Origin of the sequence: Pedobacter punctiformis (assembly GCF_027213715.1) — a bacterium.
Lineage (GTDB): Bacteria > Bacteroidota > Bacteroidia > Sphingobacteriales > Sphingobacteriaceae > Pedobacter > Pedobacter punctiformis.
The window spans coordinates 274,434-290,062 of record NZ_JAPWGM010000004.1 but is presented as its reverse complement, the minus strand read 5'-3'; the positions used below and the strand labels follow the sequence as shown (position 1 = coordinate 290,062).

At 35.7% G+C, this 15,629-nt stretch carries 16 protein-coding genes; 8 read left to right on the top strand and 8 right to left on the bottom strand.

Annotated elements, in window-relative coordinates:
• Window positions 1-13 precede the first annotated feature (13 nt).
• Window positions 14-622 (top strand): hypothetical protein, encoded by a 609-nt coding sequence (locus O0955_RS13520; RefSeq protein ID WP_269428081.1) that lies wholly within the window; start codon window positions 14-16, stop codon window positions 620-622.
• A gap of 16 nt (window positions 623-638) precedes the next feature.
• On the opposite strand, the gene O0955_RS13515 is transcribed toward O0955_RS13520, so the two are convergent.
• The 4 genes from O0955_RS13515 to O0955_RS13500 form a co-directional block, all read right to left on the bottom strand.
• Window positions 639-1,091, bottom strand: coding sequence for a 3-oxoacyl-ACP synthase (locus O0955_RS13515; RefSeq protein ID WP_269428080.1), 453 nt, complete (start codon window positions 1,089-1,091; stop codon window positions 639-641).
• A 30-nt stretch (window positions 1,092-1,121) separates the two neighbouring features.
• Entirely contained in the window at window positions 1,122-1,466 is a 345-nt protein-coding gene (locus O0955_RS13510) for a DUF1801 domain-containing protein (protein ID WP_269428079.1), read from the bottom strand.
• A gap of 24 nt (window positions 1,467-1,490) precedes the next feature.
• Window positions 1,491-2,066, bottom strand: coding sequence for a nitroreductase family protein (locus O0955_RS13505; protein ID WP_269428078.1), 576 nt, complete (start codon window positions 2,064-2,066; stop codon window positions 1,491-1,493).
• 92 nt (window positions 2,067-2,158) lie between these two features.
• Window positions 2,159-2,722, bottom strand: a complete 564-nt coding sequence (locus O0955_RS13500) for a hypothetical protein (protein WP_269428077.1) — start codon at window positions 2,720-2,722, stop codon at window positions 2,159-2,161.
• Window positions 2,723-3,182: 460 nt separating this feature from the next.
• Between O0955_RS13500 and O0955_RS13495 the strand changes: the two genes are divergently transcribed.
• The 5 genes from O0955_RS13495 (at window position 3,183) to O0955_RS13475 (ending at window position 8,214) form a co-directional block, all read left to right on the top strand.
• Window positions 3,183-4,805, top strand: a complete 1,623-nt coding sequence (locus tag O0955_RS13495; RefSeq protein WP_269428076.1) for an ABC-F family ATP-binding cassette domain-containing protein — start codon at window positions 3,183-3,185, stop codon at window positions 4,803-4,805.
• A 166-nt stretch (window positions 4,806-4,971) separates the two neighbouring features.
• Window positions 4,972-5,682 (top strand): DUF4397 domain-containing protein, encoded by a 711-nt coding sequence (locus O0955_RS13490; RefSeq protein WP_269428075.1) that lies wholly within the window; start codon window positions 4,972-4,974, stop codon window positions 5,680-5,682.
• Window positions 5,683-5,819: 137 nt separating this feature from the next.
• Complete coding sequence (locus tag O0955_RS13485) at window positions 5,820-6,413, top strand: RNA polymerase sigma factor (protein ID WP_269428074.1); 594 nt, start codon at window positions 5,820-5,822, stop codon at window positions 6,411-6,413.
• A complete protein-coding gene (locus O0955_RS13480) occupies window positions 6,398-7,675 on the top strand; it encodes a hypothetical protein (RefSeq protein ID WP_269428073.1) in 1,278 nt (425 codons plus the stop codon). Before O0955_RS13485 ends, O0955_RS13480 begins: the two co-directional genes overlap by 16 nt.
• A gap of 101 nt (window positions 7,676-7,776) precedes the next feature.
• Window positions 7,777-8,214, top strand: coding sequence for a hypothetical protein (locus O0955_RS13475; RefSeq protein WP_269428072.1), 438 nt, complete (start codon window positions 7,777-7,779; stop codon window positions 8,212-8,214).
• Window positions 8,215-8,290: 76 nt separating this feature from the next.
• Here the strand turns inward: O0955_RS13475 and O0955_RS13470 are convergent, their stop codons facing one another.
• Complete coding sequence (locus O0955_RS13470) at window positions 8,291-8,797, bottom strand: FKBP-type peptidyl-prolyl cis-trans isomerase (RefSeq protein ID WP_269428071.1); 507 nt, start codon at window positions 8,795-8,797, stop codon at window positions 8,291-8,293.
• 10 nt (window positions 8,798-8,807) lie between these two features.
• On the bottom strand, window positions 8,808-10,820 hold the full coding sequence (locus tag O0955_RS13465; RefSeq protein ID WP_269428070.1) for a thioredoxin domain-containing protein: 2,013 nt from the start codon (window positions 10,818-10,820) through the stop codon (window positions 8,808-8,810).
• Window positions 10,821-10,936: 116 nt separating this feature from the next.
• On the opposite strand from O0955_RS13465, the gene O0955_RS13460 reads away from it, so the two are divergent.
• The gene (locus O0955_RS13460) at window positions 10,937-12,034 is read left to right on the top strand and encodes a mandelate racemase/muconate lactonizing enzyme family protein (RefSeq protein WP_269428069.1); all 1,098 of its coding nucleotides are present in this window, start codon (window positions 10,937-10,939) and stop codon (window positions 12,032-12,034) included.
• 54 nt (window positions 12,035-12,088) lie between these two features.
• Here O0955_RS13460 and O0955_RS13455 read toward each other — a convergent pair whose 3' ends face one another.
• The gene (locus O0955_RS13455; RefSeq protein ID WP_269428068.1) at window positions 12,089-12,973 is read right to left on the bottom strand and encodes a glycoside hydrolase family 25 protein; all 885 of its coding nucleotides are present in this window, start codon (window positions 12,971-12,973) and stop codon (window positions 12,089-12,091) included.
• Window positions 12,974-13,080: 107 nt separating this feature from the next.
• Here O0955_RS13455 and O0955_RS13450 point away from each other — a divergent pair, with 107 nt between their 5' ends.
• Window positions 13,081-14,313, top strand: a complete 1,233-nt coding sequence (locus O0955_RS13450; protein WP_269428067.1) for an MFS transporter — start codon at window positions 13,081-13,083, stop codon at window positions 14,311-14,313.
• 55 nt (window positions 14,314-14,368) lie between these two features.
• On the opposite strand, the gene O0955_RS13445 is transcribed toward O0955_RS13450, so the two are convergent.
• A complete protein-coding gene (locus O0955_RS13445; protein WP_269428066.1) occupies window positions 14,369-15,349 on the bottom strand; it encodes a glycoside hydrolase family 43 protein in 981 nt (326 codons plus the stop codon).
• Between the last annotated feature and the right edge of the window lie 280 nt (window positions 15,350-15,629).

Genomic DNA, 15,629 nt, shown 5'->3' with positions numbered 1-15,629 from the left:
TTTACCAGCATTGATGAAACTATTTAAAACGGGCATTTTAACGGTGATTACTTTATTTATCATTTCTTGTACCCCCACTAAAAAAGATGCAACAAATGAAGCCGAAGACGAGGTAAATAACCAAGCCATTAAAACTACAGTTGAACCAGATGCAGCCGGAGCCGTTTTAATGAATATAGATTTTAACCAGAAATTTAAAAATCCTGAAACTGGCACAGAGGAATTAGTTTCTATTGTTCCTATCGATAATCCTGGCAAAGCAATAAATAACATTGTAGATATTGACAAAGTAATTTTACCCTATAAAAAAGTAAATCTTTTAATTGATTATCCGCTGGATAAACCTGCACTTATTGAAATTACTGCTGAAGGGATTGGATTTACTAAAAGAGAATTAATTGCAGAAATTAGCAAGGCATACCATAAAATTTATGAAGAAGAAGAAAACACTGCAACGGTAAAAACAACGCCAATGGATAAGCGGGAAGGATTAATTAACAGAAATAAAACCAACGGAAAATTTGGTATTTGTTGCCATGATATTGCTGATTTAGCATTTACCGGGTTGGAAGTAAGAAAAAATTCTAATGATGTTACAATTACAATTTTTGTAGAATCTTAAACACATTAAAAATTATTTACAAAATCTGTTGCACTTCATAGGTTTTGCCATTAAAATTAAAGCTTTCTTTTACTTTTTTGCCAATTAAAAATTTACCAATAGGCGATGCCTGGGATACGGCATAAAAAGTTTGCCCTTCTGTCTTTATTTCACCTGCGCTAATGCTGATGTAAAAATTACCCTCAGAAGTAAAAACCAAACTTCCATTTTTAACTTCTTTTGCAACATCCACATTTTCAATTTGTTGTAAGGCAATCTTTTGCTGACCGGCTTCGTATAAAAGTTTACTGTTCCTGTCCATCTCTTGTTGCATCATCTCACGAGTGGTTTCATATTTATCACCAGCGCTGCTTTTGGTATCATCATTTGATGCCTGCCTAGCCTGTAATAAGGAATATTCTATATTTTCTATCCTTTTTTCGATAAAGGTTAAACAAAGCTGATATAACAGAGATTTAATTGTAGACATGTATATTTATATAATAGAAGAAATTAAAAACTATTTACGCAAGGCAAAGGCCTGCTTTAAAATAGATTCTATTTTTTGTTTGGGTATATCTTCCTGATGGTTAATTAATAATATTTTCATTCTGGCCCTTTTCTCCTGCAGCAAATCCTCATGTCCGATTTTTTTACCATCAACCAGGCCAATATAAGGTTGATTAAACTTTTTATGAATCCACAGATAACAAAACATCTTTCCTTTGTAATAGTAAAAAGGAAGTCCGTATTTCCAATGTTCTGTTATCCCGTCGTACGCTTTTAACAGTACTCTAAGATATTCTAAACATCCTTTTAAAGGTTGTTCTTTTTCTTCAAAATACTGGTCCAGCGGATTAAGCATAGCATTGATAATGAACCGGTTAATCTACTCCTCTATCCAGCGTACTTTTTCTTCAATAGAAGTACGGTTAGGCGCCCAGGGGGTTTCGTTATGATAGCCCATATAAAACAGACCAATACATTTTTCATTCTCTTTAAGGCTTAAAAAATCACCTAAATCGTCAATTAAAGGTGGAGAACTCCAATATGCACCAACTTTTAAACTTTCGGCGGTTAAAGCCATATTTTGTACTGCGCAAGACACTGCTGCCAGTTCTTCCCACTCTGGTATTTTACCACTTACCTGCATGTTAATGGCAATAATACAATCAGCCTGACTGGTTTTCTCTGCAAAACTATCGTACTTTTTCTGTAGAAATTGTTGTTCAGAAACCAGCTTTTTATATAATTTTCCGAGTTCTGCGCCTAGTTTTGCCCTGCCTTCTTTCCGGATAACAACAAAACGCCAGGGCTGAGTTAATTTATGTGTCGGGGCATAATTTGCAGTCTCTAAAATCTGTTTAATAACCTCAACGGGGATTTCTTTTTTTATATAGCTTGCCGGAAAAATACTGCGGCGTTCTTTAATTACTTTTGAAATGATTTCGTATGTGGTACTCATTTGGTAAATATAAGGTTAAAGGTGGAAGGCAGAAGGTTTAAGGCAATATTTGACGTTTAGTTAACTGAAAGCCTTGAACAACTAATTGAAAATTAAAAACTGTTAACTGCCAACTGTTTCCTGATCTGTTTCACTTTTGCGTAGAATGCAATACTTTCTTTATCAACCAAATAATTCATGGTTTGCAAAAGTTCTTCTTTTATCCAATTATGTTTAACATTTAAATTGGCTAAAATGTTTAAGCAGTGTGATTTTATCGCTACCGGAACTGTTTCATCTATCAGCCAGCTAAAAACCGTTTCAACTAAATGATCTGTAGCATAACTGGCTATAATTTCTTTGATTTCAGGAGCCGCATTTTTTTTAGTCATAAGTGCTAAAATCTTGCTGTAATGTCTGCGGGCAGATAAATTATTTTGCAGTGAAAATTTTTGAAAAAAATATTCGGCATAGGGCAAAAATCTTAGCGGATTTTCAGAAAACACATTTTCTAAAACCCAGGCTGCCCTAAAACCAATTTGTTCGTCTTCATAAAAAGTCAGATCAATTAATTCCTTTACCGAAAAGTTATCATTCGATGCAACAAGTGCCAATTTTTCAACTTTAATTTTAGAAAGGGTCGTTTTAATCGCATCGAGAAGGAAATGATTGTACATATTTCAAAAATAATAAAAAATGAGCTTGAAAATTAAGTCCTGCTTCTTAACAATGATCATTTTAAGCTTTTGCACTACCCAATTTACCTAAACCAGATTGAAGCGGCATCCCCCGATTTTTCTTCGGGGATATAGCGGAAAGCGGGACGGGCTTTGAAAAGAAATCCAGGCTTTGCTTTACAAACAGCAATATTTACATTTTCAAGCATAAATTTGATAAACGATCAGGAAACGAATGAACAGTAGCTTTTAGCTCCAAGGAACCCCGCTCCCGCTTCTGTCCCGATGGTAAAACCGGGACATCCACTACGATCGGGTTTAGAAACAAAGTTTGTGAAATCATCTCGCGATTTCTTAAAGGAAAAGAAACGGATATTTTAAATTGAGTTTCCGGCCTTTTGCTTTCATCCTTTTTACCCTCAACCTTTTTGCTTACCTTTGCGCCTTATTTCTATACAGCATGATTTCAGTTTCTAATTTATCATTACGATACGGCAAACGCACATTATTTGAGGATGTTAACTTAAAATTTACGCAAGGCAACTGCTACGGCGTGATTGGGGCTAACGGCGCAGGTAAATCTACTTTCCTTAAAATTTTATCTGGCGAGGTAAATCAAACTTCGGGTAGCGTAGCCTTTACGCCGGGAGAAAGAATGGCGGTTTTAAAGCAAAATCATTATGAATTTGATGAGTTTACTGTACTTGAAACCGTAATGATGGGCCATAAGGAGCTTTATTCTATCATGAAAGAGAAAGATGCCATCTATATGAAGGAAGATTTCTCTGAAAAAGATGGTGAGCGTGCGGGTGAACTGGAAAATATTTTCGCTGAAATGGATGGATGGAACATGGAAAGTAATGCAGCTACCATGTTAAGCAATTTGGGTATAACAGAAGAAAACCACTATAAATTACTTAAAGAACTGGATAATACTCAAAAAGTAAGGGTATTATTGGCTCAGGCATTATTTGGAAATCCGGATATTTTACTACTGGATGAGCCAACCAACGATTTGGACATCGAAACCATTGCCTGGTTAGAGAATTTCCTGGCTGATTATCAAAACATTGTATTGGTTGTATCTCACGACAGGCACTTTTTAGACGCGGTTTGTACGCACATTGTAGATATCGATTTTGCTAAAATGAGCATTTACTCGGGTAACTATACTTTCTGGTACGAATCCAGTCAACTGGCTTTGAAACAACGTAGCGACCAGAATAAAAAAATGGAGGATAAGGTAAAGGAGTTACAGGAATTTATCCGCAGATTTAGTGCAAATGCATCAAAATCAAAACAGGCTACCTCCCGTAAAAAAGCCCTTGATAAAATCGACATCTCTGAAATTAAAGCATCCAGCAGAAAATACCCTGCCATTATATTTAACAATACGGGCAGAGAAGCCGGGGATCAGATTTTACAGGTAGAAAAATTAGGTAAAACTGGTAATGATGGCGTTTTATTTGACAACATTACTTTTATGGTTAATAAAGGTGATAAAATTGCCATCCTTTCTCAGAACAGTTTAGCAACCGCAGCATTTTACGATGTTTTAGCCGGTCGCGATACAGAGCATAGAGGTGAATTTAAATGGGGTGTAACCATTAGTACGGCTGATATCCCTAACGATAATTCGGAATATTTTGCAGGTAAAGATGAAAATCTTGTAGACTGGTTACGTGAATACTCGGGCACTGATGCAGACGAACAATTTGTACGTAGCTTTTTAGGCCGTATGTTATTTTCGGGTGAAGAAGTGCTAAAAAATGTAAAAGTACTTTCTGGTGGTGAGAAAATGCGTTGCATGTTTTCGAGAATGATGTTACAACAAGCTAATTTGTTAATGTTTGATGAGCCAACCAATCACCTTGACCTTGAATCTATCGAAGCGTTAAACAACGGAATGAAAGATTTTAAAGGAACAATTTTGTTTACTTCACGAGATCACCAGTTAACGGAAACTGTAGCGAACAGAATTATCGAAATTACACCAAAAGGTACAATTGATAAGTTAATGACTTATGATGAGTACATCAACAGTGAAGAGGTTGCAAAATTACGTGAAACGATGTATTCGTAATTTAAACCTGAATATTTTAAAAGCGTTTTGATCTGTCATCAAAACGCTTTTTTTATGTAATCATAAAAAAATTCAAACCCATTGTAGCGTTTTCATAACTGGCCTCGTTTTAAGAGAAAGTGTTAATGGCCATTAACCAATTTATTTATAAAATTGATTTAACTACATGAAAACTAATCTTAACAACTACTTTGGTATTACATCAAAAATTATCTTCTCTCTATTTGCTGTTACTTTATTTTTTTCTTCTTGTAAAAAAGACTGGAATAATAGCGATCCGATTGAAGCTGCAGGAATAGGTTTCGTACATGCCTCGCCTGGTGCAGGTGCTTTAGATTTTATAGTAGATAACAGCAGGGTAAATAATAAAATCTTTACCTATACAAATGATATGGGTTATTTTGCTGCTTATCCGGGCTCAAGATTAATTGGAGTAACTAAAAAAGACTCTTTAAAATACCTTACAACAACTACAGCAACTTTCAAATCGGGTAAATTTTACTCCATTTTTGTAATTGATACCTTAAAAAAGAACAGCATATTGGTATTAGAAGATGATTTAACGGCACCCGAAACAGATAAAGCTAAGATCCGCTTTGTAAATTTAAGTCCTGACGCCCCTGCATTAGACTTGGCAATTCAAGGTCAGCCAGCATTATTTGCAACTAAAGCTTATAAAGAATTTACCAGTTTTGTTGCTGTAGCCCCTTCTGATAACTATACTTTCGAAGTAAAAGAAAGTGCTAATCCTGGTGCAAAAACAACGCTTGAGGCAGTTAAAATTGAAAAAGGAAAAATTTACACCATTTGGGCTAAAGGATTAAAAAGTAAAACAGACAGCACCAAATTTGGTCTTAAAGTAATGTCTAATAACTAATTCTACCTGGAATTTAACATCATCCCAATTGCATCCAGAATTGCGGATGGTGTTATTTTCCTTAATTTTGCATTACAACGGGTCAAATTGACTGCTCTTAATTAAAATCAAACCTTTTTAATAAACAATCGCCGGGGGTGATCAAAAAAATACTCAGTTTTGAGGAAATATTAAAAGGCTGTATAAAAAACGATAACAGCTGTAAAGAAATGATGTATAAATCATTTTATGGCTACTTAATGGGTATTATTTTAAGGTACACCAAAAACATTTCGGATAGCGAAGAACTTGTAAATGATAGCTTTATAAAGATTTTTAAAAATGTAAATAACTTCAAAGCACCTAAACGACCTGAGGAATTACAAAAAACCTTTAAAGGCTGGATTGCTCAGATTGCATCGCGAACAGCGATTGATAAATTAAGGAGCAATAAAGTTCAATTTTATGTGGATGACCTTGGAGAAGATGAGCATCCCGTAACGCAGGTTTCTATCGCTTCAGATCTCCATGTTAACGATATTTTAAACTTATTAAATCATTTACCGGATACACAGCGCCTGGTTTTTAATTTATATGAAATTGAGGGTTTTGCCCACGACGAAATTTCAAAATTATTAACCATTCCTGAAAACTCTAGTCGGGTTTACCTTACCAGAGCAAAAAACAAATTACGTACCCTTTACCAAAACACTTTGGTTAATTCATATAAAAAAAAATGGATAAAGAGTTAATTGATCATATCAAAACGCAACTCAATAACCATGAAGAATCTTATTCTCCTGGGGCTTGGGAGCGATTTTCTGTCCAGGAAAAGGGCAAGAAAAGAGGTTTCATTTATTGGCCTCTATGGTCTGCTGCTGCCCTAATTTTAGTTTTTGGCGGCCTGTTTTTATCTTTATACAAAACAGAAAAAATAAATCCTGTTGTGGTATCAAAACCAGTAATAGAAAAAGTAAAACCTGCTGCCCCTGTTTCCGGTCAGGCTACAGTTGCTACAATGGATACGGAAAATAATCCTTCCGAAAATAATATTGCTTTAAAAAACACTTTATCAAATCAGCCAAAAAATACAGAAACAAATAGTCAGTCAGCTCAGGTTACTCCGCTGATAGAAAATACGGCTGTACCGGAAAGCAACCATGAATTAGCCGTTTTAAATCCAAATCAACTAGAAAACCGTTTAGTTAGTGTTTCAATATTAAACGCACAAAAACAACGTAACTTTGAAATTATAACAGAAAAGAAAAAAACACCTGTAAAAAATAGTTTCGAAGAATTATTAGCAAAAGATACTTTCCTTGCACAGCAAAAAGGAAAAACGAAACTGAGTAAAGAAGAAAACAAATGGCAGCCCGGCGTTTATATTGCACCGGCAATGGGAAATGACAATAAGGTAAATATGAACTATGGTTTTTCACTCTCTTACAGTTTGGCAGATAAATTATCTCTTAGTTCGGGAATTTCTTATGCGGCTTTAAGTTCGACCAGTGATCCTGTACAAAATAAAAGGAATATGGGTGTAGCGGATGCGCCTGCCTCAAATCTATTTGCAAGTACAGATAATAGCAGCAGAAGTTTACAATCGATTGATGCCAGTGTTCGTGGAATAAACATTCCATTGGAATTGAAATACAAAATCAGTGATAAATTTTATACTGGCGTTGGTATTTCTGCTTTAGCGATATTAAATAATAAACAGCAAAACAATTATGTAGTTACCCAGGCGCAAAACACCACGGTTGTGAATGCAATGGGCTTTTCGGAGCAAAAAATGCTGGTGGTTTCCGAACGGGTTTCCGAACCCCAATCTGAATCTGTAACCGCTCCTGAAAAATATTTAGGTTTCTATAATTTTTCATTAGGGTATAAACAAAAAATATCGGCTAAGAAAAATATTGCGGTCGAACCTTTTTTAAGGCTACCGATGAAAAATTTCTCTAAAGATAATTTAAACTTAACCAACGGTGGTTTGAGGCTAAAAATTGATTTTTAACCCTGCTTTTTATAAAATATTAAGGGTAGCAAATAAATTACGCGTCAAAAGTCTCTGCTTTTTTATATTTGTATCTGGAAAACGACCCGTTAAATACAATTATGATAAGAATTGCTTTTATATTTTTAGTCCTTTTAGGTTTTACTGCCAAAGCGCAACACGATCCGAGCGATCAAATGGAATCAGCAAACTGGGATGTGATTGGTGGCGTAGAATTTAAAACCATCAAACCCACTGAAATGTATGCCATTTACAATGCAAACATTAAAAAATACGAGAATAAACAGTTTGATCTTACCGGCTACATTGTGCCTATTAAAGATGGAATGAAACAAACGAAGTTTATGCTTTCTACCCTACCGATTAATCAATGCTTTTTTTGTGGTAAAAACGGTGTTCCGATTATGGTTTTAGTCGAAATGACTGAGCCCGTAAAATTTACTTACCAACCCATAAGTGTTAAAGGCGTTTTAAAATTAAATAAAGGCAATGCAATGGATAATCCACCAATTGCACTAATTGCATCTAAACAATTATAAGAATCACTTAAAATTATATCAAATAAGAAAGGCTTCAAAATGATTTGAAGCCTTTTTTGTTAATCTCATTTATGTCTTAATGACCTGAATGTCCATCTGCACCGTGTGCGTGGCCATGTGCCAGTTCATCCTGAGTTGCTTCACGAACATTTAAAATTGCTCCGCTAAATAATAAATTTTTACCAGCCATTGGGTGGTTTAAATCTACAGAGATGGTTTCATCATGTACAGCAGTTACACCGGCTCTAAATTGGTTACCATTGTTATCCTGTAAAGGAATTACATCACCAACACTTGGCAATTCGCCACCAGCTTCGGTAAACATTGCTTTAGGCAAATCTGCAAAAGCACCCGGATCAATTTCTCCGTAACCATCTGCAGCTGATAATTCAAAGCTATATTCATCACCGGTTTTTAAACCGGTTAAATGCTCTTCAAATTTAGGCAACATCATGCCTACGCCATATAAAAATACTAAAGGATTTTGCTCATCAGCTTTTTCAACAAAAACTTGTTGTCCTTCTTCGTTAGTAGTATGCAATTCGTAAGTTAACGCTACTACAGAGTTTGGTGAAATATTCATTTAAATTAATTTATTGTAAATACTCTAATGCGTCCTCAACAGTGTTAACCGGTAACTGGCATACTTTATTTCGGCAAATATAAACTTTTGTTTCATTGCTTTGCTTACCTTTTAACAGCGGCAGGTTACTTTTTGTTCCGCCTAATGTAATTTTGTTTGGAATATAATGCCCGCTTAATTCTAATTTAATCACATCAGCTTCTAAGCCAGTTATGGCAATTTCATTTATTCCATATACTTCATTAAGCAATTGAATGGCCCAGTTAGAATAAGCCGAACCATAAGTTTTTATCTTAGCCTGTACAGCTGCAAGCATTTCAGAAGCCTTTTTACTGTAAATTTCTTCATCAAACAATAAGCCCAGTTTTTTTAAATTTTGAGCCATAACCGAGTTTGAAGCCGGAATAACATTATCCATCACTTCGTGCTTACGGGCAATTAAATCTTCAGCAGTAGCAGAGGTATAAAAAAACATTGGCGATTCTTCATCAGAAAAATTGGCCAGCACATCATCTGTTAATTTCTTTGCCTCCGTTAACCAGTTTTCGTCAAAGTCGCATTCGTACAGGGCAATAAATGCTTCAATTAAAAAAGCATAATCATCTAAAAACGCAGTGATAGAAGCTTTTCCATTTTTATAATTACGGTACAAACCTCCGTTATCCGTTTTTAAATGCTTTAAAATAAACCGGGCAGCAGTTGAAGCCTTTTCATAATACAAATTATGGTTTAACACCTGGGCAGCATCGGCTAGTGCCTTAATCATCATAGCATTCCACGCGGTTAAACATTTATCGTCTAATCCCGGTCTTACTCTCTTATTTCTAACCGCCAGCAATTTTGCATTTGATGTTTTCACTTTATCGAAAAGATCTCCTGCTTCGATTCCATATTTAGCGATTAAGTCATCATCGTTAACGGTTTTGCGTAAAATATTGGTTTGCTCCTCTTCCCAGTTTCCTTCCTCGGTAACATTATAATAATCACCAATTAAAGCCGCATCCGTTCCTAAAACCTGATCAAATTCTGCTTTATCCCAGGTATAAAATTTACCCTCCACACCTTCGCTGTCTGCATCCAGCGCAGAATAAAACAACCCTTCGGCAGATGTCATTTCATTAAACACCCAATCAATACATTCTATTGCAGTTTGTTTAAACGAATCGAATTTTGTACATTGATACGCTTCCGCATACAAACTAATTAGCTGCGCATTATCATAAAGCATTTTCTCAAAATGCGGCACATGCCATTGATCATCAACAGAATAACGTGCAAAACCACCGCCTATCTGATCGTAAATTCCACCACGGCTCATGGCCTCGAGTGTATTACAGGTTGCTGTAAAAACAGATTCGTCATCTTTCAGAAAACTATACCTCAATAAGAAAACCCAGTTATTGGGTAAAGGGAATTTAGGTGCCCGGTTATAGCCCCCAAAGCTAATGTCAAAATGGTGTTTCCAGGGATTAACGATTTCGGTTAAATCTGCATTTGTATAGTCTTCGGTTCTTACTGCAGGAATAATTTTTTCACTATCGCGAATACCTGAGGTTAATCGCTCAGCATACTGGGTTGCTTTGTCTGGTTCATTTGCCCAAAGTGCAGCAATATTTTCTAAAATATTAATCCAGTCGTTTTTACGAAAATAAGTACCTCCATAAATCGGGCGCTGATCAGGCAAACAAATACAATTTAATGGCCAACCACCACTCCCAGTCATTAATTGTATGGCATACATATAAATCTGATCAATATCCGGCCGTTCTTCCCGGTCTACTTTTATACAAACAAAATGCTGGTTCATTACCTCGGCCACTTCATGGTTTTCAAAACTTTCGCGTTCCATTACATGACACCAATGACAGGCAGAATAACCAATACTCACTAAAATCAATTTATTCTCCTCTTTGGCTTTCTCTAAAGCTTCGCTACCCCACTCATACCAGTTAACCGGATTATATGCATGTTGTAAAAGATAGGGTGATGAGGCCTTGATTAAATGATTAGGTTGATTTTCCATACGGTAAAGGTAAAGGGTTTACATGGTAAGGCATAGGTTTTTTGATAAAGTTGACAGAAATTTCTAATTTCATGCCGGAACATTATACCTTTAGTTTTATATCCAAAATCTAAAAAATGAAAATCACACATACCGAAATATATCGCTTTAGCATTCCGATGGAACCTTTTGTTATTGCAACAGGCACCATGCACTTTGCTCAAAATGTATTGATCAGGGTTTATACCGATTCGGGAATACACGGTATCGGCGAATGTTCTGCTTTTCCAATGATTGTTGGTGAAACACAGGATACTTGTTTGGCCATGGCCAAAGATTTTGCTCAAATTTGGATAGGAAAAGATCCCTTGGATATTCCTGAAAGGATGAATGATTTATTGGGTTATGCGGATCATAACAGCACCATAAAAAGTGCTTTTGATATGGCTTTATTTGATATTGCTGCTAAACACGCAGATTTGCCCTTATATAAGTTTTTAGGTGGACAAAAACGCACCATAGAAACCGACATGACGATTGGTATTGATACACCTGAGGGAATGGCTAAAACGGCTTTAAAATATCAGAGTCAGGGTTGCAGGATTATTAAAATCAAATTGGGAAAGAAAATTCATGATGATATTGAACGGGTTAAACAAATCAGGACAGCTGTTGGGGATGATATGATTTTACGTTTAGATGCTAATCAGGGCTGGAGTTTTGATGATGCTTTATTTGCTTTAACTGAGCTGGAAAAGTACAATATAGAGTTTTGCGAGCAACCTATGCGAACCTGGTATGATGATCGTTTGCCCGAATTAAACGTCAACTCCCCGATCAAATTAATGGCCGATGAAAGTTGTTATAATCACCATGACGCAAGAAAATTAATTAATAGCCAGTCTACAAGTTATTTAAACATTAAATTCTCTAAATCTGGCGGAATTTTAGAAGCTCAGAAAATCCATGAAGAAGCTTTGCAAAAAGGTGTAAAATGTATGATTGGCAGCATGCTGGAAAGTCGTATTGCCTTAAGTGCAAATTTGCATTTTGCTTTAGCAAGTCCTAATGTGGAGTTTTTTGATTTAGATACCTGTTTATTAGGCCATTTAGTTGATCCTGTGGTAGGTGGATTAACTTATGATGGTTACTTTTTAGATGTGCCTGATAAACCCGGAATTGGTGCCGAAGCTGATGAATTTTTCCTTGAGACGTGTGAAAGCTGGACAATCTAGGATTCGCTTTGATAGTTGGTTAGTTGTTTAAACTGGTGAACTGAAAACTACCGGCTAAAGCTTATCTATTTTCATTTTTTCGAAAGCTAAACTATCCCCATTAAATGCATTAAAATCTACAATATGCCCGATGCCATTTATTCTGGCTTTATCAGAATGTTGCCAAAAGTTCCATTTACTTTTATCTAAATTTAATTTAGGCTGATAATAGTGCGCAATCCATAAGGGATAACCATCAAAGTGATCTTCCAGATAATCTTTGTAAAAAGTTAAGCCCGTATAGATAATTGGGCGGACTTTAGTTTTTAGTTCCACATAGTTTAAAAAATCCATCAGTTCTGTACGCATTTTAAGTGGCGATATACCATCAAGAGATTCTATATCAACTACAGGAGGTAAATCGCCCTTTTCAATATCAACAACCTGCAAAAAGAATTTAGCCTGCGTTTTGCCATCTCTTTTAGGCCTGAAAAAATGGTATGCTCCACAAACAATTCCGACTTTTGGGGCCTCTCTCCAATTGCGTTGAAAATAAGGATCGACCAATAAAACACCTTCTGTTGCTTTTATAAAAGCAAATCTGATGCTCACTTCATCCTCTTTCATCAATTTTACTTTTGACCAGTTTATTTTACCCTGGTAGTAAGAAACATCAATTCCATGAATAGCATATTTTTTAGGAATTTTGATGTTAAAACTTTTATAGGTTCTGTAGTTTGGATCCTGGCCCCAATCTCTTACCCAGCGCCAGGTTGCTACAAAGCCATTTAAAATATATCCGTAATAAAGTGGCGAAAGTAAAACCAGTAATAAACCTGCCAGTGCAACCTTCCATTTAGTGGATAAGCCATTCTTTTTTTTCTTTCTTACTACACGTTTTGGCTTAATCGCTTCAGTTGTTTTTCTACTTACAGCAGCCTTAGGTTTACTTACCGGCATGTAACAAAAATAAACAAAATCAGTTGCTAATAAATTTTAATTTAGCCTGCATATGACTAAAAAAAAATAAACTGTTTAGTACATTTACCATCTAAACCTAATGCCTAATGTTCAAGCTCATTCTCAATACTTACAAGGAATCTTTTAGTGGTTTAAGTCGCGAAACGTGGCTTTTAAGTGTTGTAATGTTGCTTAACCGTTGTGGAAGTATGGCAGTGCCTTTTATGGGCCTTTATGTTACGCAAAGTTTGCACCGCTCAGAAATGGATGCAGGCTTAATTATTGCTTTATTTGGTGTAGGCTCTATTTTAGGTTCAGCTGCCGGTGGAAAATTAACCGATGTAATTGGTTTCAGGCCTGTTCAAATACTATCTTCGGTTATAAGTGGCGTTCTGTTTATTTTATTTTCTACCATAAGCCATTTTTCTACGCTTTGCGTTTTAGCTGTGGTCATCAGTTTCTTTTCAGAAGCTTTCAGACCTGCAAACTTTGCTGCGATTGCTAACTATGCAAAAGAGGGTACTACAACACGCTCCTATTCGCTTAACCGTTTGGCTGTTAACATGGGTTTTTCTGCTGGTATTACTTTAGGTGGTTTAATTGCATCCATTAATTATCAACTGTTATTTATTGTAGAAGGTGTGGTTAGTATTCTAGTTGGCGTCTCTATTTTATTATTGCTTCCAAAAGTTAAAGACTTTATTAAACAAGCAAAAGAAAACAGAAGCAAATTGATTATTACAAAGCCCTGGCAGGATATTTTCTACGTACAATTTATATTATTGACCACAATTTTTATTACCTGCGCTTTTTTAATGTTTAGGGTTGTTCCTATATTTTTTAAAGAACAATGGCACATTAACGAATTTGCCATCGGTATTATTATTGGCCTTAATGGAGGCTTAATCGCATTGTTTGAAATGATTATGATTAATAAGATTGAAAAAAAACGTCCGCCAATCTTTTTCATCATTGTGGGTGCCATTTTCTTTGGTTCATCTTATATATTTTTAAGCATTCCTTTAATTTTTCATCTCGGCATTGCCATACTGGCGATAATAACTTTCACCATAGGAGAAATGTTTTCGCTGCCTTTTATTAACACATTAGTAATTAGCAGAAGTAATCAGCACAACCGTGGATTATATGCGGCCAGTTACACGTTAAGCTGGTCTTTTGCGCAGGTTGTAGGCCCCCTGGCAGGTTTTTATATTGCAAAGCAATTTGGTTACAACTGGCTTTGGGGAGGTTTGGCAGCGCTTTTATTTTTATGTGCTTACGGATATTATTTACTTAATAAAAGGCATGTTCCGATGGTAACAGAAGAAATTACAATTTAAGTGGTTAAAGTTTTACCCACAGAAAAACATTAAATTTTTCTGTGGGTAAAGAAAATTATTTAGCCTTTTGTGCTTTTACGCCCTCATTTGTAATTTTTATAGGTAAGATATTTCCATCCTGATCAAATTTCATTTCATCAATACAGGTAACCCGATGATTTCCATCTGTTTCCGTTAGTGGTCTGCGGTGATACACAATATAGTACTGATTCTTTTTTTCATTCATAATTACAGAATGATGCCCCGCACCTGTTGCAATTTTTGGATCTTGCTTTAAAATTTTGCCAATTCTTTTAAAAGGACCAAAAGGTGTATCGCCTATGGCATAGGCAACTGAATAATCCGGCCCGGTCCAACCACCCTCACTCCACATAAAATAGTATTTCCCGTTGCGCATAAACATATACGGTCCTTCTACATAATGCTCAGGCGTAATTTCTTTAAAAATTTTTCCATCATCAAATGGCAGAAAACCGGTAAAGTCTTTATTCAATTTGGCGATATTGCAATGCTGCCATCCGCCATAAATTAAATAATACTGCCCATCTTTATCCTTAAACACAAACTGATCAATGGGCTGCGCTCCATTATAAAATTTATCAACTAAAGGTTTTCCTAAATGATCCTTAAATGGCCCTTCTGGTTTATCTGCAACAGCCACTCCAATTCCACCAATTTCCTGATCACTCTGAATATCATTTGCACCAAAAAATAAATAGTATTTTTTGTCTTTTTGTACAATTGCAGGTGCCCACATTGCTTTGTTAGCCCATTTAACGGCTGCAGTATCTAAAATATGGTCATGTTTTTTCCAGCTGGTTAAATCATCTGAAGAGAAAGCATCCAAAAAAACCTGTTCTTTATATTTTGCAGAATAGGTAGGATAAACCCAATATTTATGATTAAAGATAGCTGCCTCCGGATCAGCATACCATCCTGAAAATACTGGATTACCAGATTGCTTAATCGTTTTAGTACTTTGCGCAAAAGAAGGAAGCGCAGCTAAAAGCAAAAGAGATGAGATGAGGTGTTTCATGAGCACAATTTATAAAAAAATAACTAAAAATGGTTTTTGATTTTTTTGAGAATCAATTCCCGTATTAAAAAGTTAAAGAAGTCCTGCTCCCATTTCAACCCTTTTTGCTAATCATAAGCACCTATGAAAAACAAACCATTATAAATAAACCCGGCAATAGCGGAAATACCTTTTGTTGCAGCACCCTGGCTATACTGTTATGCTGAAGGCACGAAGCATTTACAGCCAATTAAACAGATTCTTTATGCCTGGTAGGCCAGGAATTAAAAAGATTGCAGCA

Excerpts from the sequence above, each read along its gene's own strand:
- O0955_RS13500 (WP_269428077.1), bottom strand. The coding sequence starts at position 2,722 with ATGTACAATCATTTCCTTCTCGATGCGATTAAAACGACCCTTTCTAAA.
- O0955_RS13515 (WP_269428080.1), bottom strand. The coding sequence starts at position 1,091 with ATGTCTACAATTAAATCTCTGTTATATCAGCTTTGTTTAACCTTTATC.
- O0955_RS13465 (WP_269428070.1), bottom strand. The coding sequence starts at position 10,820 with ATGGAAAATCAACCTAATCATTTAATCAAGGCCTCATCACCCTATCTT.
- O0955_RS13450 (WP_269428067.1), top strand. The coding sequence starts at position 13,081 with ATGTTCAAGCTCATTCTCAATACTTACAAGGAATCTTTTAGTGGTTTA.
- O0955_RS13520 (WP_269428081.1), top strand. The coding sequence starts at position 14 with ATGAAACTATTTAAAACGGGCATTTTAACGGTGATTACTTTATTTATC.
- O0955_RS13480 (WP_269428073.1), top strand. The coding sequence starts at position 6,398 with ATGGATAAAGAGTTAATTGATCATATCAAAACGCAACTCAATAACCAT.
- O0955_RS13475 (WP_269428072.1), top strand. The coding sequence starts at position 7,777 with ATGATAAGAATTGCTTTTATATTTTTAGTCCTTTTAGGTTTTACTGCC.
- O0955_RS13470 (WP_269428071.1), bottom strand. The coding sequence starts at position 8,797 with ATGAATATTTCACCAAACTCTGTAGTAGCGTTAACTTACGAATTGCAT.
- O0955_RS13460 (WP_269428069.1), top strand. The coding sequence starts at position 10,937 with ATGAAAATCACACATACCGAAATATATCGCTTTAGCATTCCGATGGAA.
- O0955_RS13455 (WP_269428068.1), bottom strand. The coding sequence starts at position 12,973 with ATGCCGGTAAGTAAACCTAAGGCTGCTGTAAGTAGAAAAACAACTGAA.
- O0955_RS13490 (WP_269428075.1), top strand. The coding sequence starts at position 4,972 with ATGAAAACTAATCTTAACAACTACTTTGGTATTACATCAAAAATTATC.
- O0955_RS13505 (WP_269428078.1), bottom strand. The coding sequence starts at position 2,066 with ATGAGTACCACATACGAAATCATTTCAAAAGTAATTAAAGAACGCCGC.
- O0955_RS13445 (WP_269428066.1), bottom strand. The coding sequence starts at position 15,349 with ATGAAACACCTCATCTCATCTCTTTTGCTTTTAGCTGCGCTTCCTTCT.
- O0955_RS13510 (WP_269428079.1), bottom strand. The coding sequence starts at position 1,466 with ATGCTTAATCCGCTGGACCAGTATTTTGAAGAAAAAGAACAACCTTTA.
- O0955_RS13495 (WP_269428076.1), top strand. The coding sequence starts at position 3,183 with ATGATTTCAGTTTCTAATTTATCATTACGATACGGCAAACGCACATTA.